General features: G+C 56.2%; 23 protein-coding genes. 9 read left to right on the forward strand and 14 right to left on the reverse strand.

Going from position 1 to position 24218, the window contains the following annotated elements; translation table 11 throughout:
* Window positions 1-34: 34 nt before the first annotated feature.
* Together ACOTTU_RS22445 and ACOTTU_RS22450 are read right to left on the reverse strand one after the other, a co-directional pair.
* Complete coding sequence (locus tag ACOTTU_RS22445) at window positions 35-436, reverse strand: YybH family protein (protein WP_298922193.1); 402 nt, start codon at window positions 434-436, stop codon at window positions 35-37.
* A 30-nt stretch (window positions 437-466) separates the two neighbouring features.
* On the reverse strand, window positions 467-886 hold the full coding sequence (locus ACOTTU_RS22450; protein WP_425661369.1) for a YybH family protein: 420 nt from the start codon (window positions 884-886) through the stop codon (window positions 467-469).
* Between the two features lie 162 nt (window positions 887-1048).
* Between ACOTTU_RS22450 and ACOTTU_RS22455 the strand changes: the two genes are divergently transcribed.
* The 3 genes from ACOTTU_RS22455 to ACOTTU_RS22465 all read left to right on the forward strand — a co-directional run bounded on the left by ACOTTU_RS22455 (window position 1049) and on the right by ACOTTU_RS22465 (window position 3427).
* On the forward strand, window positions 1049-1381 hold the full coding sequence (locus ACOTTU_RS22455; protein ID WP_298922191.1) for a winged helix-turn-helix transcriptional regulator: 333 nt from the start codon (window positions 1049-1051) through the stop codon (window positions 1379-1381).
* A 215-nt stretch (window positions 1382-1596) separates the two neighbouring features.
* Window positions 1597-2682: a bifunctional transcriptional activator/DNA repair enzyme AdaA gene (locus ACOTTU_RS22460; RefSeq protein ID WP_425661372.1), complete on the forward strand. Its 1086-nt coding sequence runs from the start codon at window positions 1597-1599 to the stop codon at window positions 2680-2682.
* Window positions 2669-3427 (forward strand): isocitrate lyase/PEP mutase family protein, encoded by a 759-nt coding sequence (locus ACOTTU_RS22465; RefSeq protein WP_425661374.1) that lies wholly within the window; start codon window positions 2669-2671, stop codon window positions 3425-3427. Before ACOTTU_RS22460 ends, ACOTTU_RS22465 begins: the two co-directional genes overlap by 14 nt.
* A 310-nt stretch (window positions 3428-3737) precedes the next feature.
* On the opposite strand, the gene ACOTTU_RS22470 is transcribed toward ACOTTU_RS22465, so the two are convergent.
* The 11 genes from ACOTTU_RS22470 to ACOTTU_RS22520 form a co-directional block, all read right to left on the reverse strand.
* Entirely contained in the window at window positions 3738-4775 is a 1038-nt protein-coding gene (locus ACOTTU_RS22470) for a DUF4240 domain-containing protein (protein ID WP_425661376.1), read from the reverse strand.
* Between the two features lie 920 nt (window positions 4776-5695).
* Entirely contained in the window at window positions 5696-7225 is a 1530-nt protein-coding gene (betC, locus tag ACOTTU_RS22475; RefSeq protein ID WP_425661378.1) for a choline-sulfatase, read from the reverse strand.
* A gap of 1 nt (window position 7226) precedes the next feature.
* Entirely contained in the window at window positions 7227-8150 is a 924-nt protein-coding gene (locus ACOTTU_RS22480; protein WP_425661380.1) for an aminotransferase class IV, read from the reverse strand.
* Window positions 8147-9085: an ornithine cyclodeaminase family protein gene (locus tag ACOTTU_RS22485; RefSeq protein WP_425661382.1), complete on the reverse strand. Its 939-nt coding sequence runs from the start codon at window positions 9083-9085 to the stop codon at window positions 8147-8149. The genes ACOTTU_RS22480 and ACOTTU_RS22485 overlap by 4 nt, the downstream gene beginning before the upstream one ends.
* Window positions 9082-9819: an amino acid ABC transporter ATP-binding protein gene (locus ACOTTU_RS22490; RefSeq protein ID WP_425661384.1), complete on the reverse strand. Its 738-nt coding sequence runs from the start codon at window positions 9817-9819 to the stop codon at window positions 9082-9084. The genes ACOTTU_RS22485 and ACOTTU_RS22490 overlap by 4 nt, the downstream gene beginning before the upstream one ends.
* Entirely contained in the window at window positions 9812-10894 is a 1083-nt protein-coding gene (locus ACOTTU_RS22495) for an amino acid ABC transporter permease (protein WP_425661386.1), read from the reverse strand. The genes ACOTTU_RS22490 and ACOTTU_RS22495 overlap by 8 nt, the downstream gene beginning before the upstream one ends.
* A gap of 2 nt (window positions 10895-10896) precedes the next feature.
* On the reverse strand, window positions 10897-12033 hold the full coding sequence (locus ACOTTU_RS22500; RefSeq protein WP_425661388.1) for an ABC transporter permease subunit: 1137 nt from the start codon (window positions 12031-12033) through the stop codon (window positions 10897-10899).
* Between the two features lie 61 nt (window positions 12034-12094).
* Window positions 12095-13129 (reverse strand): transporter substrate-binding domain-containing protein, encoded by a 1035-nt coding sequence (locus tag ACOTTU_RS22505; protein ID WP_425661390.1) that lies wholly within the window; start codon window positions 13127-13129, stop codon window positions 12095-12097.
* Window positions 13130-13157: 28 nt separating this feature from the next.
* Window positions 13158-14303, reverse strand: coding sequence for an enolase C-terminal domain-like protein (locus ACOTTU_RS22510; protein ID WP_425661392.1), 1146 nt, complete (start codon window positions 14301-14303; stop codon window positions 13158-13160).
* Complete coding sequence (locus ACOTTU_RS22515) at window positions 14300-15034, reverse strand: GntR family transcriptional regulator (RefSeq protein WP_425661394.1); 735 nt, start codon at window positions 15032-15034, stop codon at window positions 14300-14302. Before ACOTTU_RS22515 ends, ACOTTU_RS22510 begins: the two co-directional genes overlap by 4 nt.
* Window positions 15035-15159: 125 nt before the next feature.
* Window positions 15160-15822, reverse strand: a complete 663-nt coding sequence (locus tag ACOTTU_RS22520; RefSeq protein WP_425661396.1) for a GntR family transcriptional regulator — start codon at window positions 15820-15822, stop codon at window positions 15160-15162.
* A gap of 120 nt (window positions 15823-15942) precedes the next feature.
* On the opposite strand from ACOTTU_RS22520, the gene ACOTTU_RS22525 reads away from it, so the two are divergent.
* From ACOTTU_RS22525 to ACOTTU_RS22540, 4 genes are all read left to right on the forward strand, one after another.
* A complete protein-coding gene (locus ACOTTU_RS22525) occupies window positions 15943-17313 on the forward strand; it encodes an NAD(P)/FAD-dependent oxidoreductase (protein ID WP_425661398.1) in 1371 nt (456 codons plus the stop codon).
* 762 nt (window positions 17314-18075) lie between these two features.
* Window positions 18076-18741: a hypothetical protein gene (locus ACOTTU_RS22530; RefSeq protein ID WP_425661400.1), complete on the forward strand. Its 666-nt coding sequence runs from the start codon at window positions 18076-18078 to the stop codon at window positions 18739-18741.
* Window positions 18742-18864: 123 nt separating this feature from the next.
* Window positions 18865-19944 (forward strand): tartrate dehydrogenase, encoded by a 1080-nt coding sequence (locus ACOTTU_RS22535; RefSeq protein ID WP_425661402.1) that lies wholly within the window; start codon window positions 18865-18867, stop codon window positions 19942-19944.
* Window positions 19945-20835 (forward strand): alpha/beta fold hydrolase, encoded by an 891-nt coding sequence (locus ACOTTU_RS22540; protein WP_425661404.1) that lies wholly within the window; start codon window positions 19945-19947, stop codon window positions 20833-20835. It begins immediately after the preceding gene.
* Between the two features lie 532 nt (window positions 20836-21367).
* On the opposite strand, the gene ACOTTU_RS22545 is transcribed toward ACOTTU_RS22540, so the two are convergent.
* Entirely contained in the window at window positions 21368-22867 is a 1500-nt protein-coding gene (locus ACOTTU_RS22545; protein WP_425661406.1) for a di-heme oxidoredictase family protein, read from the reverse strand.
* 341 nt (window positions 22868-23208) lie between these two features.
* On the opposite strand from ACOTTU_RS22545, the gene ACOTTU_RS22550 reads away from it, so the two are divergent.
* Together ACOTTU_RS22550 and ACOTTU_RS22555 are read left to right on the forward strand one after the other, a co-directional pair.
* Window positions 23209-23685, forward strand: coding sequence for a hypothetical protein (locus ACOTTU_RS22550; protein WP_425661408.1), 477 nt, complete (start codon window positions 23209-23211; stop codon window positions 23683-23685).
* A gap of 83 nt (window positions 23686-23768) precedes the next feature.
* The gene (locus ACOTTU_RS22555; RefSeq protein WP_425661410.1) at window positions 23769-24170 is read left to right on the forward strand and encodes a hypothetical protein; all 402 of its coding nucleotides are present in this window, start codon (window positions 23769-23771) and stop codon (window positions 24168-24170) included.
* The last annotated feature ends 48 nt before the right edge of the window (window positions 24171-24218 follow it).

The raw sequence follows: 24218 nt of genomic DNA on the forward strand, positions 1-24218 counted from the left end.
CCCGGCCAGGCCGGTGCGAATTTTGGGGCGTTGGTTAGCGCGCCGGGGCGGGCACGCGGATTGGGCAATCGATGAAGTAGGTCCAGCCGCCATGATCCATCTGTTTGACGACCTCTGTCGAGACGCCGCCGCCCAAAGCATTGCCGTCACGGTCCTCCACGGTCCATGCGCCTTGCAGGATCGCGGTGTCGCCATTGATCATTTCGCCGGAGACGGTGCCTTTGAGATGGACACGGTTGGCGACGAAATCGCGGAAAATTTCCCGCACGCCGGCATGGCCCTCCATCGGTTGTCCATCAGGGTCCATCGCCACCCGGCACTGCGGATGGAACATCGAGACAACGCCCTCCAGATCACCCTCTTTGATAAACTCTGCCACGCGCTCGACAATCTGGTGTGGGCGCTTGGCAATTTTGCGTTTGGCTGTCACGGTCATGTGTTTGGTCCTTGGATCAGTGTTTGGGGGTCAGGCGAAGAGTGCAGGCGTAACGTCGGGTGGCGTGTTGTCGATGTCGAAGAGCAGTTTCCACTCGCCGGCCGCATTGCGCCGATAAGCCAGCAGGACGCGGCCGGTCAGATGGGCATCCTCGGGCGGGGTAACGCCCTGGGGCGGCTCGAAATAGTAAGCCCCCAGAAGCAGTGCCATGTCACCTTCGATGAACGCCGCCTCTTCCTTGTGGTGCAGAGTGCCGTCGATGGCCTCGAAGGCCTGCATGTACCACGGCTTGATCTGGTCGACGCCGCGCATCAGGGGCGCGCCGGCATTGGCGTAGATGCATTCGGGATCGTAGAGCGTAAAGAGCGCGTCAATGTCCTTGGCGTTGAATGCCGCCAGCCAGGTGCTGAGGTTCTCGCGAACCCGGTCAATCTCTTTTGTGTCCAGCATGGGACCCCTTTCTATACTGCGATGCGACCCGTACGGGCCGTCGGTTGAGCGACTCATTTCGATGTGTCAGGGTGACAGGTAGCAATCGACCAATCTGTGTTCTACATGCAGGATTGTGCGTTACTTACACCCATGTAAGTGCGACAATGGGAGGCGATGGATATGCCATTTGAGTTTGATCTCGATACCAGTGTCGGTGACTGCCCGGTCGAGCTTGCCGTCTCGATGATTGGCGGCAAATGGAAGCCGGTTCTGCTGTTTCATCTGATGATGGGAGCCAAGCGGTATTCTGAGCTGCAAAGGCTCGTGCCACGGGCGTCAGACCGTATGCTGACCCGGTCGCTGCGCGAATTAGAAAATGTGGGCCTAGTGAACCGCGAGGTCTTCGCGGAAGTGCCGGTGCGGGTCGAGTACTCGCTCACCCATGACGGCGAAACGCTCTATCCCATTCTGGCCGAGATGAGCAAATGGGGGACGAACAGACAAAAGGTCTGAGACCGGGTGACCACGTCGAACCAGACGATCAGTCAACAGGCAGGAAATGAGGCTGCATCCCGGCATCAATCAAAGTCCGATAATTTTCGGTTTTGAGTCCATAGTTCCGAATGCAGCATTTTACGACAAGGTCGGCATATGCGTCGATCAGAATAATTTGAATAGACGCCTGATCTTCGGCGGCACCGGATTTTTCCTGTGCTATCTATGCGAGCATGCTGTTCGATCTTCCTAATCACAATACGCTCTACAAAGCACTCTTGGCCCGCAATGCCTCCTATGACGGGCAGGTTTATGTCTGCGTCTCGTCAACGGGTGTCTTTTGTCGCCTGACTTGTCCGGCCCGCAAACCCAAGCAAGAGAATTGCACGTTTTTCGGAACTGTCGGGGAATGTATCGAGGCGGGCTACCGGGCGTGCAAGCGTTGCCATCCTCTTGAACCTATGGCCTTGGCTGACCCCGCAATTGCCGCGCTGCTCGCGGCTTTGGATGAGCGACCTGACTATCGTTGGCGGGAAAGCGATATCGAACGGATGGGATTTGATCTTTCGACCATCAGAAGAAGTTTCAAGCGCCAGTTTGGAACGACGTTTCTGGAAATGGCTCGACAGAGGCGACTTAGGGATGGATTCGAGACACTCGTCCATGGTGGTGCGGTGATCGACGGTCAGCTTGACGCTGGTTTTGACTCCGCCAGTGCATTTCGGTCGGCGTTCCTGAAATTGCTTGGTAAAGCGCCTGGCAACTTGTCGGCCGACCCGATGCTCTTTGCTGATTGGGTCCAAACGCCTTTGGGCGACATGGTCTCGGTCACCAGCAAATCCCAACTCCACTTGCTTGAATTCATTGACCGTAAGGCCCTGCCAAAAGAGCTTGAACGACTGAACAGCTTCACGAAGGGCCGCCTTGGCATTGGGCAGACAGAACCCGCCGCGCAGATCAAGGATGAGCTCGCCATGTTTTTCAACGGATCATTATTGGGGTTCCAGACGCCATTGGCCTATCATGGATCGGAGTTCAGCAGCGCGGTCTGGGATGCGTTGCGCGAAATCCCAGCAGGCACAACGTGCAGCTACAGCGACATTGCTGCCCTCATCGGTCGTCCTTTGGCTGTTCGGGCCGTCGCTCGGGCGAATGGCGCGAACCAGATCGCTCTGGTCATCCCCTGTCATCGCGTCATTGGCGCAGACGGTTCGCTGACCGGATACGGAGGGGGTCTTTGGCGCAAACAAAAGCTTTTGGAAATTGAGCGACAATATCTGCCTGAGAGGGCGAAAGGAAATCATCATGTCACAGGCTGAAAAGGCAAAGCACTTTGCGGAACTGCATCAAAGGGGCAATCCGTTGGTGCTCTACAACATTTGGGATGCCGGAGGAGCGAAAGCAGTACAGGAGGCAGGCGCGGCTGCCGTTGCGACGGGCAGCTGGTCCATGGCGGCAGCGCATGGCTACGACGATGGAGAGTCTATCCCGCTGGATTTCGTCCTTAGAATTGTCGAACGCATCTGCGACAGCGTTAATGTCCCGGTGACAGTCGACTTTGAAGGGGGCTATGCGACCGATCCCGATGAGGTTGCTGAGAATGTTCGCGAAGTCATCCGCGCGGGCGCGGTCGGCATTAATTTCGAGGACCGGATCGTAAAGGGTGAAGGGCTGCATTCGATATCCCCACAAGCCGCGCGCATTCGCGCGATCAAAGCCGCCGCTGCTGATGAAAGTATCCCGCTGGTTTTGAATGCAAGAACCGACCTCTTCCTTGGAACCGACCCGGCCAGCCACGAAGCGCACCTGGCAGAGGCCATGGAACGTGCAGCCGCTTATGCAGAGGCGGGTGCCGACTGCTTCTTTGTACCGGGTCTCACAGACACCGCGATAATCTCGCACGTTACAGCGAATGCGGGATTGCCCGTAAATGTCATGATGATGGGCGAACTGAAGTCGATCAAAGATGTCGCCTCCGCGGGCGTGTCTAGAGCAAGCTATGGCCCCGGTCCGTTCTTTGAGTTCCTTGCCAACCTGAAGACGGCTTGCACTTCTATCGAATAGATCGACGCGGTCATTGTTGCAGCCGCAGCGAAAGAGCGCGTCGTCCGCAAACTGTGAATTTGCCGACCTCTTGATTTCGCAGTTGCAGCGAATGGCCGGTCTGACGGGCCGCACCGTAGCATCCTGAGCATCGGGCAAATGGCAGCAAAGGGCTGCGTTGATTGAGAGTGGCTGACGTTGCAATCAGATGATACGCTGCACATTAATGACTGTTTGCATATCCATTTCTTTGGGCGTCTCAATACTCAACACAAAAGGTTCGAGCATTCGTTGGGCCGTCTGAAACAAAAACTATCACATGAACCTCGACCTATTCTCGGATCGCCGCTGCGACGCGCGGTAGAGCGTTTGCGAACTCCTCTTCTTCCAGAAGCGTCCCGTTAAGAGTTAATGGGCTGAGTGATTTGCGCCTCATCGGCTTGCCCGTTCGCATCTGATAGGCGCTCAAAGGGATGTCTTGCAGTGCTATGTAGCCGTCGATGTTACCACCGAATTGCGAAACGTCGAAATTATCAGGGTCTTCCAGAACACTTTCGAACATGGTGCGGCCCTGCAGGATGAGCCAACTTCGGAAGGCTTCGAACGCATCATCAGAGCACCCGCCTTGCAGCAAATATGCCAAAGCCCAGAGATCGCTGCGAAAGGCGCGGCGATTCTGCTCGTGCAAGATTCCGTCAAATGCCTTGATCGCAGTTGGCTTGAAGCGTGCGAGCCTGTTGATCACCGTCTCAATTTGATCGATTTCGTGTGCCTCGTCGGGCGTGCTGATGACCTCCCAAAAGACTGTTATATCCATGGTGCGAGGGTCCGGTTTGCCCTCTGGCCGCTGCCGTTCCTCCGCCTCAACATCAGCGCGGATGGTGGCCAATCGCGCGCATTGCCCGTCGGTCGCTCCGGCCTTCTCAAACAATCCGCGCGCGACGTCTAACTTTGCCAGAAGCCCTGCCTTGAGTTCAGGAATACGTGCGATGTCCCGGCGATGTTCTGCTTCCTGTTGCTTGGCGCTGGCGGCCCAGTTGGATGCGTGCCTGAACCCGCGTCTACGTTCGTCAACCCAGTACCAATAGCCCCAACTCGCCTCAGAAATGGAGGCCCAACAACCGCGAATGACCCGCTGCCCCTGGCCTTCGGCGATGAGCCGATCAATCGCTGGCGGTCTGCCCTCTCCATCAGGATCAAGAGAAATCCGGGCATATTGGGTTTCAATCTCAGCATAGAGCCCTTGCGCGAAATAGTTGTCCTCAAGCTTGGCCGCAGCAGGGGGGATACATGCGAATGAGCTGGCAACCTCCAAGGTAAGCCGGTCTGCGTGATACAGGTTCGAGACATGTTCATGCAGTCGTTCCAAATCTTTGGCCAAACTGTCATAGCGCGGACGAAACACCTCATTTTTGATTAGCTCTATATTTTCGTACACGTCCGATTGACCTTCTGCTGCAAAGGCAACCATCGCCCCAAAATTGTAAAAGCACAACGGGCTCTGTTCCTGCTAAACAGGCGTTGGACCTAGAAGAGTAAATGACAGGTTTGTCCGCATTGTGAATTCGAACTCGTCTGGATTTTGCACCGGAAGCGAATGGCTGGCTCGGTCAAGCCGCACTGCGGCGCGACCTGACACGATGAATGGCTGGCTCGGGCCGTTACGACGAGGTCGAGGCCGTGAATTGGCAGATACTGGACCGCGTCCAAGATCGGCTTCGGGCCGATTGTGTTGAAAAACTCCGTTTTTTGGGAGAATGGGTGAAAAACTGGCGCATAGAACGTCTCTCCGAAAATTCATCGAGGGGGTCGGCACAAGACCGGCATCGGCGATGACGGAGGCGCTCAGAGGCTCCTGCAGGTACACGGCATCAAGTTCGTGTCTGCAATGGATTCTGGCAGAAAAATGCAGTTGTCAAATTTTCGAGTTTTTCAACACAATCAGCCCGAAGTGACCGATGCTGCGGCCTGCGCGAAGAACCCGTAATGCACCAAACGCCGTGATTGACAAACTCCAGGCGGCCCAATCGTGCGCCTTGGGCGCATGACTTGTCGCGGCAGACATTCGCGGCGTTTAAGACGCTAATGTCTCAGCGAAGTCACGGATCGAAAGACATTGTCGTCATCTGGTATCTGCGCCTCAATTGCGTTTGTAGATAGCATTTGCATCACAAGAGCTTTGAAGCTGAAGCGCTTCGTGGCTTCCAGCGTTAATGTTGGCGAATACACATTCTTTGTGTTTTGCTCAGATCATCCTGATCAAGGCGATGGTCCTTCAGGAGATCTCTCTCACTCCGACGATCTGAGGTACCCGCGTCGCTCAACCTCAGGAAATGCGTCGCCGCGTCGCACATAGGTCGTGTTCTGAGCCAAAGGGCGAGGCATGAAATCCCAGATTTCCTCGCGTCCCGTGCTGAGTGCCCGGTCAATTAGTTTTCGGTTGATCTGTGACTGGATCACATCGTCGAGCAGAGTATCAAGCGGCCATGTGTTTTCTGCCAATGCGGTCAGGTCACCCTCGGCCGGATGGCCTTGATCAGCCAGATTGGCCAGTTCCATCGGATCTGCGGCGAGATCAAAAAGCTGCGCCGGATAGGCGCGTGACAATGTCAGTTTCATGTTGTCCTTTCGCACACATACGCGCGGGGCGGACGTCCCCCCGTCGATGTGCTCTACGAACACGGGCGCATCATGCAATTTCCCACGCATAGCCGGCATCAGATCATGCCCGTCCAACGGGGTCTTGATCTCGGAGTGTGGGATGCCGGCGATTGCAAGCAGCGTCGGGAATACATCCAGCAATGACACCGGCGCGCTTATGCGAGACGGCGGGATGTCGGGGTGCGATATAATCAGCGGCACCTTAATCGCGGGATCGAAGAGCGTCTTTTTGAACCACATGCCGCGCTCACCAATCATGTCGCCGTGGTCGGAAGCAAATAGGATCACCGTGTCATCGGCAAATCCACTGTCGCGGAGGGACTGTATGAGGGACCCGAACAGATCATCGACATAGGAGATCATGCCGTAATACCCGCGCCGCGCATTGCCGTAATCCTGATCCGTCAGGTCGCATTTATCCTGTCCGTAATGGTAGTATAGCGACCGGCTGTGTGGGTCTCGGTCTTCCACGGGAATGAACGGAACTCGGGGGGCGTCCAACCCCTCGTCCTCGTAGCGATCCCAGCACTCTTGCGTGGCCATGTAGGGATCATGCGGGTGGGTCAGCGAGACTGTCATCATAAATGGCCGCCTGTCATCCGATCGCGCCCGTGCAAACAATTCACGTTTAGCGTGGTGGATTACGTCTTCATCATAGTCGATCTGCATCGAACGTGCGACGGGACCCGCGTCCCTAACGGTGTCGATGGTGGAGACACCAAAAGTATAAGTGCGCTCTTCGTCATTGTTGTAATCGCGGAAATCAGCGTCTGGTGTCCATGACATATCGGCGGGGTAGATTTCGGTGGTTAGACGCTCTTCGAAACCGTGGTATTGGTCCGGTCCAACAAAGTGCATCTTGCCCGCGATACAGGTGTAGTAGCCCGCCGCGCGCAGGTAGTGGGCGAAGGTGGGCGTCGATGCGGTGAATTCTGCGCCGTTGTCATATGCCCCAATGCGCGATGGTATACGCCCTGACATCATGCCGAACCGAGATGGCGCACAAAGTGGGTAGGGACAATAGGCGTTTTCGAACACAGTGCCGCGCGCGACCAACGCATCTATGTTGGGGGTCTTGCAAACCGTGCCCCCATAGGCATTCAGGACGAAGGACGTCAGCTGATCGCACATGAAAAGTAGGATGTTGGGCTGTTTCATATCAGCGCGAAACCTCTTCCTTGATCAAGGCTTTATAGAGAGTCTGGATTCGCTTGGTCATGGGGCGCTCATCGGAGCCGATGGGTTTGCCATCAATCGCGGCTACCGGTGTCTGCGCGCCGAAGGTGCCTGTCAAAAACGCTTCATTCGCGCCATAGGCCTCGTAGAGCGAGTAGTTCTTTTCAAAGACCGGAATGTCATTTGTACGACACAGATCAATGACTTTCTGGCGAGTGACGCCGTTCATGCAGTAGTCCCCCGTCGACGTCCAAACCTCTCCGCGGCGCACGATGAAAAAGTTGCAGGCGTTGGTTGTGTTAACAAAACCATATGGGTCCAGCATTAGCGCCTCATCCGCGCCTGCCTGTTCGGCCTGAAGGCAGGCGATGACGCAATTTAGTTTTGAATGACTGTTGTACTTCGCATCCTGAGCCATCGGCAGGCCGCGGACCTGAGGCACGGTGGCAAGTCGGATGCCCTTTGATTGGAGGGCTTCAACTGGCTTGGAATGTTCCATGATGATCACAAGCGTTGGACCGCTTTGGCTAAGTCCCGGATGTTGGAACGGCTTGGTTTTGACCCCACGCGTAAGCATCAGGCGGCAATGCACGTCTGTTGTCATACCATTGGCCTCTGCGGTTTTGCGCATGGCTTCGGCGATTCCCGCCTTGTCCATACCAACGTCTAAAGAGACGGATTTGCAGGAATTGAAAAAGCGATCCATATGTTCATCAAAGAAGGCCCAAGTTCCGTCATAAAGACGCATACCCTCCCACATGCCGTCGCCCAGCATAAAACCACTGTCATAGACCGATACTTTGGCCTCGTCGCGATGAACGATGTCGCCGTTCACGTAGATCTTGATGTTGCGGTTGCGGTCATCATCGGTCGCGGTATGTGTGCTGTGACTGGTGTCTCTTGTCATATTGTTCCTGCGCTTTCGACGATGGCAAAGGCGATCATCAGGTCCAGATGCGCCCCGCCACCGTTCTTGAAAATTGTGATGTCGGATGGGGCCGTGCGCCCCGGTTTGCCTTCTGCAAGATCATAAAGATCCGCGAGAATATCGCCGGGTGAGATCACGCCGGCTGCCAGCGGGATTTTTAATTCACCAATGTGATCGAGGGTTGTGTCGCGGCTGTCCACGAACAGGCGTGCGCGCTTGAGTGCTGTGTCGTCCACCTCGCGCATGTCCGCGCGGAAGGCACCGATCAGGTCGAGATGGGTGCCGGGTTGCAACCAATCGCCCAGCACCACCGGTGCACGCGCCATGGTGGCGGTGGCCACGATGTCAGCCTCTGGTACTGCGGCCTTTAGGTCTTGGATGGCCGTAACGGGAACGCGGCTGCCTGATAGCTTTTTCGCAAGTACCTCAGCGTTGTGCGGCGTGCGGTTCCAGATTTCGATCTGCTCAAGTCCCGGCAAGATCACCGGATAGGCGGCAGCCAGCGTTTCAGCGACGCTGCCCGCGCCTACGATCAGCAGGCGACGGCAATCTGGGCGTGCCAGCAGCTTTGCGCCCAACAGGGAATCGGCCACGGTTTTGAGGTTGGTCACCACCGCGCTGTCGAGCGTCGCCATATGACGCCCGGTGGCATCGTCAAAGATCAACATCGCGCCCTGAATGGTTGGCATTTCGCGGGCCGCATTTTCAGGCACCACCGTCACGGATTTCACGCCGGAGCCCATGCCCGGGATACGCGCGGCCCGGCTGAGCAATGTGCGCTCTGGTGGACCAAGAAATACATCGGCAATCTCGGCACGATGCGCTTTGTGTCCGGCCTCAAGGGCGGCAACCAGCCGGGTCCAGTCTGGCCTGGATGGAAGGTCAGCCTGTGTTAGAAACGGCGGGGCGGTCACGATTTGACGGCTTTCATGAACTCCTGCGTGATCGGATGTTTGGGTGCTGTGAACATCTGTTCGGGATCGCCTTGTTCGACGATTGCACCGTCTGCCATCAGGATCACCTTGTCCGCCACCGCGCGGGCAAAGCCCATTTCATGGGTCACACAGATGATGGTCATGTTGCCACGTGTCAGTTCCTGCATGACATCCAGCACTTCGGCGATCATTTCAGGATCAAGCGCCGAGGTAGGTTCGTCAAACAACATGATGTCGGGGTTCAGAGACAGAGACCGGGCAAGTGCGACGCGCTGTTGCTGACCTCCAGAGATCTGATCGGGGAACTTCTGCGCGTGCTCACCCACTTGCATGCGGTCGAGTTGCGCCATGGCCACTTCGGTCGCCTCTGCGCGGGGGCGCCCTATGCCGCGTATTTGCGGCAGAACGCAGTTCTCCACAATGGTCAGATGGGGAAACAGGTTGAAGTTCTGAAATACCATGCCGACGCGCTTGCGCACCGCTTCAAGTTCGCGCTCATCGTCACCAACAGCATGGCCCAGCACGGACAACGTGCCACCCGCATAGGTCTCCAACCCGTTCACACAGCGGATTAAGGTGGATTTACCGCTGCCAGAGGGGCCGCAGACAACCAGTGTCTCACCATATTCAACGTCCAGCGACACGTCGCGCAGCGCGTGGTGGTCCCCGTAGTACTTGTTCAGTTTTCCAAACGAGATTGCATGTTCAGCCATGACCAAGCCTCATGCGGGTTTCAAGCCATGCGCCATATCGCGACAGGCCAAAGACAAAGATGAAATAGATGAAGGCGAGGAACAGATAGACCTCGACGTATTGCTGGCCCCATTCACCGGTGCCCACAACGGCGTTACCTGATGCCATGACCTCGAAAAATCCGATGATCGTCACGATGGAGGTTTCCTTGAACGTGATCACCGCCTGATTGATGGTGGAGGGCAGGGTGTTGCGGAAGGCTTGCGGCAGTTGGATGTCGACCACCTGTGACCAGAACGGCATGTTCAGTGATACTGCAGCCTCCACCTGGCCATCGGGGATGGATTGCAGGCCCGCGCGAATGATCTCTGCCTGATAGGCGGCAAAGAACAGCGAGAAGCCTATGATCACCCGACCCAGTTTGTCCCCCTGCAACCAGTCCGGCAGCACTAGTGGCACCACAACGGCCGCCGCAAACAGGATCGTTAGCAGTGGCAGGGAGCGGAAGACGTCGATAAAAATGCCCGTCACCTTGGCGATCACCGGCAGGGAGGAGCGGCGCGCAAAGGCGAGGATCACCGCCAGCGGCATGCCAAGGACAAAAACCGCCGAGAAGATGAAGATCGTCAGCGACAGCCCGCCCCATTGCTCGGTTGTCACCAGGGGAAGGCCCGCAAACCCGCCGCGCATCAACAGCACGAAGGTGCCGAAACCGACAATCCAGAGGATCGGCAAACGCCAGACGGTCCAGAACAGGGGCACACAGGACAGGATCATCGTGGCGATGACCGCCAGACAAGCGAGCGTTGAACGCCAGTGTTCCTCGTAGGGGTAGAGGCCAAACAGGATCAGCCTGTGGCGGTCCTGGATCACGGCCCAGCAGGCACCTGCGCCGTGGCCACAAGCCTCACGGTTTTCTACCGTCCAGATCGCATCGCGCAGGCCCCATTTCCAGATGCCGCTGACCACCCAGAAAATCAGGGCCAGAAAGATCAACGACAGGATCGCGTCGTACCACGTGGAAAAGAAGTGCTTGCGCAGCCACGCGCTCACGCTGGTGTGCGTGGCGGGAGGGGGAAGAGCCGCTATTGCCATGGTCAGTTCCTCCCCTTGAGCTTCAGGCGCTCGTTCAGCACGTTCATGCCAAAGCCAATCGAATAGTTAATGATCACAAAACCGATCATCAGCAGGGCCAGCAGTTCAAGCGTCTGGCCGCTTTGGTTGATCGAGGTGGAGACGACAGCGAAGTAGTCGGGATAGCCGATCACGATGCCCACCGTTGTGCCCTTCATCAGCCAGACGTATTGATTGGACAGCGCTGGCAACATCGCGCGGAAGGCCAGTGGGATGCGAATAAAGCGGTTGATCTGTGGATGGGACAGACCCAGGGCGGCGCCCGCTTCAAGCTTGCCCCTGTCCACTGATAGAAGACCGCCGCGGATGATCTCTCCGATGTAGGAGGCCCCAAACAGGACCAGGCCGATCAGCAAAGCGGTAAATTCGGGTTTGAGGGTGAAGCCGCCCACAAAGCGTAGGCCCTTGAGTTCAGGCACAGAGATCAGCGGCATATCGGGTGCGCGGCCTGTCAGTATCAGAACAAAGAACAGGCCCGCAAAGGCTGCGATGCAGCCAAGGAACCTTTGGCGCAAGGAAAACTGCAGGGCCAGTGTTCGAAACGCAACAGCCAAAGCCACAGCGCCAATTGCCAGCAGGATCACGTCCCAGGCGCTGAGTGCGGGAGCGGGTAGTGTCAGCCCCCGGTTGGAGAAAAAGGCGATGTCCCCAAAGTTGATCGCATTGCGCGGGCTGGGTGTGTGGGTCAGCAAGGCGTACCAGAACAGCACCTGCAGGATCACAGGGACGTTGCGGAAAAGTTCAATAAAGGTGCCGCCGACGATCTTCATGGGCGTGTTTGTGGAGACGCGCATAAGCGCGATGATCAGGCCCAGCAGGCTGGCCAGCACCAGAGTCAGCAGCCCTACCGCAAGCGTGTTGAGGATACCTGCAAACAACATTCGCGTGTAGGTCGACCGGGGGCCAATGTCGATCACGGAAAAGCTGAGGGTCCAGCCGGTTGTCTGTTCCAGAAAACCAAACCCCGTGGCCATGCCCTGTGAGAGGATGTTGGTTCGACCCACCACAGCGGCTGCGATGATCAGGCCGACAAGCAATACTAGAAACCCGGTTTGTATCGCACCGCGCTTGAATGCGCGCGATCGAAGAAGTGCCGACATGACGTATCCCCCGTGGAAGTTTGCGGGGCGTGCTGTCGCGCGCGCCCCGCGTTGGTAAGGCTTAATCGAGCACGAGCGGGTACATCACGCCGCCATTGCTCCACAGATTGTTGAGGCCACGTGGAAGCTGATAGCGTGAGTCCTTGCCGATGGTCCGGTCATAAAGCTCGCCGTAGTTGCCGACGGTTTTGATTACGTTGTAGGCCCAGTCATCGGTCAGGCCCAGACGCGCGCCGACACCGGGTGTGGCACCCAGCATACGCTCGACAGTGGCGGATGGCGGGTTGGCTTTCATCTCATCAACGTTGGCCATAGTGATGCCTTCCTGCTCGGCCAGCAACAGCACGGTGACCATCCAGTTGATCACGTCCAACAATGCGTCTTCGCCTTCGCGCACCACAATCCCTTCAGGCTCAAGCGCCATCACATCCTCAAGGATGACAAAGGCATCCGGGTCAGGTGCTTCGACACGGGTGGCGGACAGGAAGGGGCCAAAGCCCGGCACCGCATCGCAGCGCTCGTTATAGATGGCACCACGCAGTTCCTCGGGTTTTTCAAAGGCGAGGATTTCATATTCCAGCCCGCGCGTGTCCATGTAATCGACCAGAATACGCTCAACCGTGGTGCCGGCCTGTGCGCAGAAGACACCGCCCGCCAGATCCTCAATCGAGGTCGCACCAAGGTCCTTGCGGGTCATCGTATAGAACGGCCCGACAAAGTAGGGGCGCGAATAGCTTAGACCCAGTTCCGTGTCGCGTGTCATGGTCCAGCCTGTGACCTTGATGATCACGTCGATGTCGCCTGATTGCAGGGACGGGAAACGCTGAGCCCAGCTGACAGGGATGATTTGCAGCTTGTCGGGGCTGCCGGTGATGGCTGTAGCCAATGCCTTGCACATCTCGATGTCAAAGCCCTGCCAGGCGCCTTGTGCGTCCACTTCGGCAAAGCCGAGGTAGGAGCCGTTGTGGCCAGTGCACAGCAGGCTGTCGCGTTCCTTGATCGCGCCCAGCACACCCTCGTCCTGCGCATATGCGCCGATGGCCCCGGTCAGGGTAACCGCAGAGGCGGCTATTATTGTTTTGAGTTTGGATGTCATATCGTTCTCCGTTGGTTTTCGTTGTTTATTAAGCGTCCGCACCTTCTGGGGATGCGTTGGAGGTATCAAAGGCCAGCTCGACCTCGTTATTGGGTAAGGAGATGCCGATGCCCGGTATGGCGGGCAGGGCCCTCATCTTTTCAAAGCCAGAGCCGGGCCACGGCAGATGGTGAAAGAAGACCTGATGCAGATGATGGTATTCCACATGGGCCACGCATTCTTCGGCGGCGGCGAACTGACATGCCGCCATAAGGGCGACTGCAGTGGAGGACACCTCAAGCGACAGGCGTGCATTGCTGGGGCGTACCAGATCGGCAAGTTCGGACAGACGTGAAAACCCGCCGCATGCTATTGGCGCGGTTTGCAAGAAGGCAACGGCGCGGTCGTCGATCAGCTTGGTGTGCACCTCGCGGCGGTACTCCGCCTCGGTGGCCATGACTGGCACGCCCGCGCGTACCAGCCGCGCCATGCCCGCAATGTCATCAGCCCGTGTAGGCGATTGAAAGGCCTCTATCCGTTCGGACGGAAGGGTCTCAAACATCCGCAATGCTTCGTCTGGCGTCAGGCTGTAAACCGCATCGATCACCAGCCGCGTTTTTTCGGGTAGAGCAGACAGGACGTGCAAGACCCGTGAAACGTCGTCTCTCAGATCCATGCCCCCGACCTTCATCTTGGCGACGGGAAACCCCGCTTGTGCCATATCCGAAAGCTCGGCTCCAAGTTCTGAGAGCCCTTTGTTCTTGCCATAAAGACCGCCGCTTGCATAAAGCGGCGCCTTCCCTGACCCGGCTGCGTTCAATAGTTTCCAAACCGGCTTGCACAGTGTCTGCGCGCGCAGGTCGTGAACGGCAATGTCCAGCCCTGACAGTGCCGAGGCGAGGACACCGTGCCGTGCTGTCAAGGTCGCGCGTTTGATCAAGTCAGCGGAAATTTCTTCAAGATCAAAGAGATTCCGGCCCAAAAAGGCGGGTATCACTTCAGTCCTGAGAAAGGCACAAAGCGTGTCCGGTGCAGCATCGAAGCACCAACATTCGCCAAGGCCCACACGACCTTGATCATCTATGATTTCGACAAATACGGCATATTTTTTTGTCCACCGGATCGCCGGATTCCAGAACTTGCCGCTTAGATCATTGCAATGGGTGCAGATGCGTATGTCTGCGATCACGTTCATCCCGCAACTTTTCGGGGTATGCGAGGCAACTGACCTGCGGCGACTTCGATCGAAAATTCATCGTCGGCCTCGTAGCGCAACGCTTTCAAGAAGCGGTCATGGAACTGGAAGGTGTGTTCATGTGCGACCTGATCGGCGGCAGCGACATCCTGAGCTTCGATGGCATCAATGAAATCACTATGCTGATCGGCCAGCTTGTCTTCGCTTTGGGTTGCTTCAAGAAAGCGGATGTGAATGTGCAGCAATCTGCGCGCTTCTGACAGAAGTTGGCTGTAGTGCCGCGCCACATAGGGATTGCGTCCGATTTCACCTATGGCTTTGTGAAAGTCGTAGTTGGATTGCAAAATCTCAAAGCGGTCACGGTCTTGCACGGCCGCGCTGTAGGCAGCTGCCAGCTCTCGGAGCCGGATCAGATCGGCTGCGGTTCTGAAACGCGCTGCCAGCCGGGTCGCGTAGCGTTGTTGCAGATCGAGGGCTTCAATAAAGTTCGAGAAGTTTTTCAAGTCGATGGGTGCAACGATTGCACCGCGATTGGGTACGGTTTCGACAAGTCCTTCAGCGGACAGGCGGCTGAGCACTTCGCGAATGGGAGAGCGGGACACGTTGAAGCGATTGGACAGGTTGGTTTCGTCGAGAGGGGCGCCGGGTTCAATTTCCAGCGTCAGGATTTCACGCCGAATGACCTGGCAGATTTCGCTTGTCGCAGTGCCGCGCTGAAATTTAGTGGCCATTTGCAGGTGCCTTTTTGTTAATTTGTCGACATATTGCATGCAGAATATAGTTTTGTCGACAATAAGTATTCAAGATTTGAGGGCGTGCCATCTATCCAGCCACAATCGCAGAGAGGAAAAGTGGTTCACTTGCCGCGTCTCATGAAGGCGGCAACTTCCTTTTTGGTCGTCTCGATGTGGTGGCGCAAATGCAGGACAGCCGCGGCAGCATCGCCAGCCTCGCAGGCCGACAGGATTTCATTATGCTCATGCATCGTACGTTCCAATCTGCTGGCCTCGGTCACAAGCAGCCGCAGATGTTGTCCCAGCTTTTGTTGCAAATCGTCGATCAACCCAAGCAATTGGGGGTTGTCGCAAGGCTCGTAGAGCATGTTGTGAAACTGCGCGTTTATGGCGCTGGATCGCGTGATATCTGTCGTGCGTGCATATTCATCAAGAAGGGTCCGCATTGCGCACAGATCGGATGCGATCATGTTGTCGACCGCCAACTCCAAGGCGCGACACTCCAATGCAAGGCGGATGTCGATCAATTGCAAAATTTCCACTTCGGAGAAATGCCGGACACGCGCGCCTTTGTTTTTTTCAAAAACAACAAGCCCTTCAACCTCAAGGCGCCGCAGAGCTTCGCGAACCGGGATCTTGCTGACGCCGTGGTCCCGGGCGATGTCATCTTGCCGCAACGGCAAACCCGACTTTAACCGACCCGAAAGGATATCGCTTTTGAGACCGGCATAGATCGGATCACCGGCGCTGCTTTTGGTATGGTTATCGTTGATTATCCCGCTCATATCGGATTTTATTATCCAGTATCGTATACGATTCGGTCAAGTGCGATCTTGTGCGTGTGAAATCCAAAACTGCCAATGCAGCCCCAAAAAACATTCCAGTACCAAACCGGGACCTCATCTATGCCACCGAACACAGAGATGCATATCGCCATCATTGGCGCAGGAATCATCGGCATTTCGACAGCCTATTACCTTGCCAAGAACCACAACCTCTCCAAGGTCACCCTGATCGACAGAGAGCAACCGATGTCTTTTACCTCTGCGCAATCGGGTGAGAATTACCGGAACTGGTGGCCGCACCCCTCAATGGTCGCCTTCACCAATCGAAGCATTGATTTGCTGGAGGACTTTGCGCGCGAAAGTGGGAATCGGATCAACATGAACCGACGCGGTTATGCGTTGGCATCGCGCCGCACAGAAATCAACGATCTTGTTCAACAACTGCATGACGGCCTGGGCGACACGGCGGATCGGCTGATCCGCTACCACAGTTCAGGCGACACCGACCGCTATCAGCCATCCCTCGCACCGGATTGGGAAACGGCTCCTATCGGGGTGGATATCTTGCAGGATCAACCTCTAATCCGATCGACATTTCCGTCTTATGAGAGGGACATCCAGACAGTCATTCATATCAGACGTGGCGGAGATATCAGCAGTCAACAATTGGGCATGCATATGCTTGGGGCCCTCAAGGGCGACAGATTTGAGCGCCTCACAGGATCGGTTGAGAGTATCACCCAAGCGGATGGCTTCACGCTGGAGATTGCCGCTGTTGATGGCACACACACCTTACAGGCCGACAAGATCGTCAATGCTGCGGGTCCGTTCGCCGATCGCATTGCCAAAATGCTGGGGATCGAATTGCCGATCTGCAATACCTTTCAGCAAAAAATAGCCTTTGAAGACCACAAAAAGGCCGTCCCACGCGAGCTGCCATTTTCAATCGACCTTGACGGGCAAAAGATCGACTGGTCTGAGGAGGATCGGGAAATGTTGCAGGCAGACCCGGATTTCAAATGGCTGACGGATGACATGCCTGGCGCGATTCACTGCCGGCCTGATGGTGGCGATCACGGCACTTGGGTCAAACTCGGCTGGGCGTATAACGAAACCGCTGCTGAGGCGACCTGGGAACCACCGCTGGATGACAATTTTCCCGAGATCGTATTGCGCGGTGCGGCGCGGCTGAACCCGGCACTGAAAGCCTACTACGGGCGGCTTCCGCGCAATATGCACCACTACGGCGGCTGGTACACGATGACCGAGGAAAACTGGCCCTTGATCGGACCAATGGGTGTTGAGGGTGCGTTCATGAACTGTGCGCATTCCGGCTTTGGCACCATGGCCGCTTGCGCGGGCGGTGAGTTGGCTGCAGCCTGGGTGATGGGGGCAAAGAGGCCGGCCTACAGCGATGACTTTTCGCTGGACCGCCACAACAATGCCAAGTTGATGAAAACGCTCCATGAGAGTGCAAAGGGAGTGCTGTGATGGGGATCAAGAAATCGAGTTTGTTCTTGTCGGTGCAGGTTGGATGGGGCAGTCAATGCTGACTGGATGATCTCGCAACTTGGGTGACAATCATCAGTATCATGTTGTGGATCCCTGGCTCCAAGGCGCTGGCAGGTCTGCCTGTAGGTGCGAACCCAAACTGGCGCACGCGACGTCATTACTCGCGACTGTGAAATTCTCGGCAGCTGGCGGTTCGTAGATTACGATCACAAGGACGAATATTCGAGTGGGCGGTTAGAGTTCATCTTGACCGGGGAAGATGTTGTGAAGTTGGCTAAGGATTTTGCGATGCTCGATGTCCGGACCAGCCGCGGGTTTGCGTTATACAGGCATTGCGCAGATAATTTCAGGCGTGATGGCTCGGCAATACGATCGGCGGGAAAAGCAGTTTCTGAAGACGGCTCATGAGCTGAAATCTTTGCTGTCGCTGTCTTGACAAAACATCGTTTCGCGCCTCGAGAACGATCTTGATCTCGGTTTAGACATCGATCTTTTTTATGGTGCTAGGATCGCCGAGAATTACGATCTGGGCAATGGGTACTTCATCGCGTCACTCGATGAGCTTCGCGAACACATTGAGCCAAGCTGGTTTCAAGATCGTGCACCAGATCAAGTCAGGGCGCATGATCTGGGTTTGTTTTTGGCATTGCAGCCTCCTACCGCTGAAACCCCCAGATCCGCCATGTGCATGCTTTTTCGCAGGACAGACACCTGAGGGGCGTACCTCCGTCATTTCAACGGGTGGCTGCAGAATTCGCTGAGCTTTTGTTCGTCGTGTCAGGGTGTTCGATAACTTGGGTTTGTGACTTTCCAGGGGTGATCTCAAAAACAAGCTCTCAACTTTTGGGGCAAAACCATGGTGCAGGATCAGCAAGAGCTGGTGAGCTTGTTGGGAAGGTCCATGACCCGTTCAGGAAGCAGGATCCCGTAAGCCCTGATCACATCATCCGCGCGATTGAACTATTTTCAAGAAAGAGCGACACAAACTACGCCGCAAGAGCCCCATTGCTTCATCGACTTGCAGAGGCACAAAGAACATTTGGCAGGTTTGCGAAAGAGGACCGTATTCTGGATCTGGTAATCATCTTCGAACGCTACTCTCCAGAAGAAAAAACCTGCAAGAACGAACTCAGTCTCAATATCTCGAACCTCTTAGGTCAAACTACTGAAGAGAGCGCTCAGATAAGTGAAGGCGTCGAGCACTATTACAAAGTCCGTAACGCCATCGTCCATGGGTGCAAGAAGGAAGGCGATTCAGATTTGTTGCTGGAAATCGACCTGGCGCTTGGAAACGGCTTCCGGTTCGCAAGGACATTGCTCCTGAATTCCATTTGTGAAATCAGCGCGGCACTGAGTGTTCAGCCTATCGCGGATGTCTGCCTTCGCTGGCTGCAGCCAGCAGCGTAGCGTCACGCTGGATGTCGGAAATGGACCGTCAACCTCAAGGCTCATATAGGCATTTGGGTCTCGCTTCTGTTGCTTGACTTCAAAGACTGGCTTACTCAGAGCGCGACCAAATGGAAAACGCATATGTCAAAAAATAGCTGGAAGATTGCCGTCATCCCGGGCGACGGGATCGGGAAAGAGACCACACCTGAAGGTATTCGTGTTCTGGAGGCTGCCGCGAAACGGTTCGATCTCGGGTTTGATTTTACCGATCACGATTTTGCCTCCGCCGATTATTACGCAACGCACGGGAAAATGCTTCCAGATGATTGGAAAGATCATTTGAGTGGAAGTGATGCTATGTTCTTTGGGGCCGTTGGGTGGCCTGAAGTGGTCCCGGACCACATCTCGCTTTGGGGATCGCTGATCCAGTTTCGGCGGGAGTTCGATCAATATGTCAGCCTGCGCCCTGCGCGCGCTATGCCTGGTGTTCCCCTCCCACTGGCGGGGCGCGCGCCCGGTGACATCGACATGATGATCGTGCGCGAGAACACCGAAGGTGAGTATTCTTCGATTGGCGGCAAGATGTTCCCCGGCACAGACCGGGAGATTGTGCTGCAGGAAACCGTCATGAGCCGGGTCGGCGTCGACCGCATCCTGAAGTATGCCTTTGATCTGGCGGCCAAACGCGGCAAGCATCTGACATCGGCCACCAAATCCAACGGGATCTCGATTACGATGCCCTATTGGGACGAGCGGGTCGCGGAGATGGCTTTGAGATACCCTGACATCAAAGTCGATAAGTACCACATCGATATTTTGACGGCCCAATTTGTCCTGCACCCGGACTGGTTCGATGTTGTTGTGGCCTCCAACCTGTTTGGCGACATCCTGTCGGACCTAGGCCCCGCCTGCACTGGCACAATCGGCATCGCTCCTTCGGGAAACATCAACCCGGAAGGGAAGTTCCCCTCCTTGTTTGAACCGGTTCATGGCTCTGCGCCGGACATAGCCGGCAAAGGTATCGCCAATCCGGTCGGGCAGATCTGGGCCGCGGCGATGATGCTGGAACATCTGGGGGCCGGGGAGGCCAGCACTTCGATTATCGCCGCTATTGAACAGGTGTTGTCCGAGCAAGTCCTTCGCACACCTGACCTAGGCGGACCAGCCGACACGAAAACCTGTGGCGCGGCAATTGCAGACGCCGTGTTGGAAGGCTCATAAGTGGTCGCGTCTGCTTTCCTTGAGGGTTTTGACGTCCAAAAAGTCCAATTGCCTGACCTCACCATTAATTACGCCAGTGCGGGAACCGGACCACCGATTTTACTGCTGCACGGCCATCCGCAGACCCATGTGGTCTGGCGCAAGGTTGCCCCGCGTCTTGTGGAGGCAGGCTATCATGTGATTGCGCCCGATCTCAGGGGCTATGGCGACAGCGACAAACCTCAAAGTGACCCGTCGCATTTTCAATATTCCAAAAGGGTCATGGCTGCCGACCAGATCGCTTTGATGAAACATCTGGGCCACGAGTCGTTTTCGGTTGTTGGCCATGATCGCGGTGGTCGGGTGGTGCATCGCCTTGCGCTCGATTTTCCTGATGCGGTCGAGCGGCTAATCGTACTTGATATTGCCCCGACGCAAACAATGTATGCGCAAACCAATCAAGAATTCGCAACACGCTATTTCTGGTGGTTTTTCTTGATCCAGCCAGATGGGCTGCCCGAGAAGATGATCGCCTCAGACCCAGAGTATTTCCTGCGCAGGCATATCGCAGGCCAAGTGAAGATCGAAGGGTCTGTGGACGAGGTCGCGATTGCCGAATACCTGCGCAGCTACAGTGATCCGGCCACGCTTCATGCGATTTGCGAAGACTACCGAGCGGCTGCGAGCATTGATCTGGAGCACGACCGCGAGGATCAGACCAGGCGCATCAATGCGCCGCTGATGGCTATTTGGGGTGCGCAAAGCGTTGTCGGTGAGCTTTACGACGTCAAGGCGACCTGGCAGGAAAAGGCAACCCGCGTCTTGGGTGTCGCTCTGCCATGTGGACATGCCATCCCTGAAGAAGCGCCAGTAGAATTGACCCGGCATATTCTTGGATTTCTGGCGGGCTAAGGCAACATCGCGTGTGCTACTGAATGCCGCTTTTGATATTGAGACCAGTGAAGTCTAATTTTGTCTGCTTGTGTGACTTCGGCCATTGAGGAATTGTGCGCCTGCGGCGAATGTCCGGTCTGACGGGCCGCAGAGCAGCATCTTAGTAGTCCGGCGAACGGTAGTTTTGGGCTGTCTCTGTAAGAGACGGGCGACTTGGTCGTGGAAAATGCAGCTACTGATCTAGCGGCGGTGGAGAGCCTATTTTATCCGATGCAACGCTGCGAACGAATGTCCGCGCTTCATCTGCGCGACCAAAATAACGACATGAAATCAAACGTATCTATGTCAGGCACATGAGGCGGGACAAGGAATAACATTCGGCGATAAGAATTTAGGCTTGGACATTTCCCAGCCCGAAACTCATGTGCCAACGAGGTTACCACAGTCGGAGACGGCGACAGCTTTTGTGCAGTCGTTTTTCGGTGCAATTCAACTTTACAAAGGGCGCGAAATTCTCAGCCCGTAGATCTGCGAGACAAATCTGAGGACATTATTCTTCCGGGTCGGCGTTGAACAGCACTAGGCTTTCTAGAAATGCCACAATCTCAGCCTGAGTTTCCTCAGACATCTTGGCATAAGTGTCACGGCTGACCTGCGCGGCACCGCCGTGCGTCAGAATGGCCTCCTCCAGCGTCGTTGCGCGACCATCGTGCAGCCAAGGACCCGTCGCCCCAACACCAGCCAAAGACCGCGTCAGGAACATTGAGGCGCCGAGCCCAAGGGGATCGCTGGGATCAGAGAGACCAGGGCCCATGTCATGCCGTTTGAAGTCAGTGAACCAGCGTGCAACGGCTGCGCCAGTTGCGTCTCGTGCAACGGCACCAAGGTGATACGTAGTGCCAACGGGCAACGTGATTATGTTGTTGGGCTGATCACCAGTCAATTCGAAGGTCATGCTGTTGGCTGGCGTCAGACCGTGGCTGGCCGGATCAGAGCCATCGGGGAAGGTAACATCAAAGAAACCCGGCACCTCGCTCGGCTCTTTGAATACGGCCTCCTTGAACGTCATCGAAGGGGTGTGGCAACTGACGCAGCCTGCCCGGGCAAACGCGGCTTCACCCGCCAAAATCTCCGACCGTTCAGGTGCGGTCAGCTCAATCAGACCCAGGTCATCCAGTTCGAGTTTACTCACGGGGCGTTCAAGAGCTGCCATATAGGTCGTCAGCGCGGTGATATCACCCACTGTTAGCTCATTCGTAACGCCGTCGAAATCACCGTCCTGATCGCCGACCAATTCGACCGCCTGAAGTCCAAGTTCATTGTGCGCGGCATCACGTGTGAAGGAACGGATCGTCGGCTTGTTGCCCTTCCACCCGAACGGCTTGATCACCAGATCAGCGTCGATACCTGCCAGGTCGCTGGTGTCCGTCTCAAACTCACAAGGGTCTTGCGATACCCGCGTCACGGTCAAAGTGCCGTAGTCTACGCCTTTGGAGTGCAGCTCTACCTTCGCGCGACCAGAGACGCAGGCGGTTTGGATGGCGCTGTTGCGTTGGAGATAAAGGTCAAGACTAATTTCCTCCGCCAGCCGTTGGGGGATGCCAAGGGCGAACAACGGCAGCGTATTGCGTTCCAGGTATTGGGTGGGATCGCCAGTGTGCGCCGGATCGATCACAACGTTCAAAGCAACGTCGCCCGCGCCATTGGCAAATGGCGCGTTGTGGCAAGCGATGCATGAGGTGGCGTTCGCCCCGCCTTCGCGCGTGGGAAAGTGGTTGGCCCATTCCATCGGCCCGGTCAGATCAGCACGTGGAAACCGGGTAAACCGCCGCCCCTCACCGATGTAGGCCCCGACGCCGCGCACGGCATCAAAGCTGAATTCGGTCAGCTCATCGCCCGCCTCAAAGGCCTCATGGAACGCGTCAGATGCCTGACCGTTTGCAATCATCCGGGTGAGTGTCTGCTGATCGACAGGGAGTAACGCATCTTCGGCGAGGGCAGAAATGGGCCTTAAGCCTAGCATCAGGAAGGTCAGGGTATTCAGTCGCATAGCATGTCCATTTTTTGGGCGCGAGGTTGCACGCGGGGTGACAGTTCAAGAGGTCTGGCATGTAACAAATTTGCAGGTGCAGCCATTGGACCTAGGCCGGGTTTGGTGTGTAGTAAGCTAAAGTCATAGAGAGACCAGAGGCCTTGAACCTGCCAAAATGAGGCCAACCAAATGCGCATGAATACGCCTCGATTGTCGCTCGAAAATTGGCTTATGACTTTGGCTTACGCCCGTCAAAACAAGCCCTGCGCCCAATATCGCATACCAAAGAATGCCCGCATGTTCACTGCAGGACGGCGATACCAGCCGCTCGCTCAACTCAACATTTGAAAGATGAAAACATGCGTACACTTTCCTTCCCATACAGCCCTGTCATCCTCGCAACCTTCATCGGATTTGCGGCTTTCGCACCTGTGTTCGCGGACGAGCCGGAAGTGGTTGATCCAACCACGGGCAAAGTTGTCGCGATCTCTGTAATTGATTTCGACGCCCTTTCAGAAGACGACCGCATCAACATCGGAGACCAATTGGCAGAGCAAGGCATCACCCTGCGCGGTCGAGCTCGCCTTGACCTTTCAGAGATTGAAGTTGTGGTCCCCACAACAGGCGAGACTGTTTCATTGGCTGACATCGATCGTTCAATTCTGAGCGAAGAAGATCGCCAAGACATTGGCGACCAACTGGCTGACCAGGGGCTGAGTACTGGCCGACCGGGTCGCCACGGTGATGCGGATGACTCCGATGACGCCGATACAGAGATAGCCGCTAGCGAAGATGGCGACAATGGTCGCGGCGGACGTGGTGGCTCGCGCGATTAAACGATCAACCTCCCGCGCACCGGTTGACACGGTGCGCGGTCAGGTCTTAGCCCCTTAAAATAGGATTTCGGGAAACCTGCACGATGCGTACGATTTTGATCACAACAGGCTTGGCGGCAATCTTGCTCATGCACACGCCCGCTCATGCCCAGACGTCAGTGGCTGACGATGTCATCACGCGCATCGAAGCTGATGGCTATACCGTGACTGAGGTGAAACGGTCATGGCTCGGTCGTATTGTGATTATCGCCAGCAACAGCACTGACCTGCGTGAGGTTGTCTTGAACCGTACTTCGGGGGAGGTTCTGCGGGACCAGAGGTTTCCCAACGATACCGCTGAGGGTGCCTCGCGCAGTGCCCCCGAAGCCGCATCTGGCAACCGCGAACGCCCCGGCAAGCCCGATGGATCTGATGGCAAGGGTGGTTCAGATGGCCCCGGCGGTCCAGGTGGCCCGGGCGGTCCTGGCGGCCCAGGTGGTGGTTGATCCAGCGTGAGAAACTTCTGCCGCTTTGAAAGTTTGTTGCGAAAGGCG

It is taken from the genome of Roseobacter sp. EG26 (assembly GCF_049830555.1).
Taxonomy (GTDB): Bacteria; Pseudomonadota; Alphaproteobacteria; order Rhodobacterales; family Rhodobacteraceae; genus Roseobacter.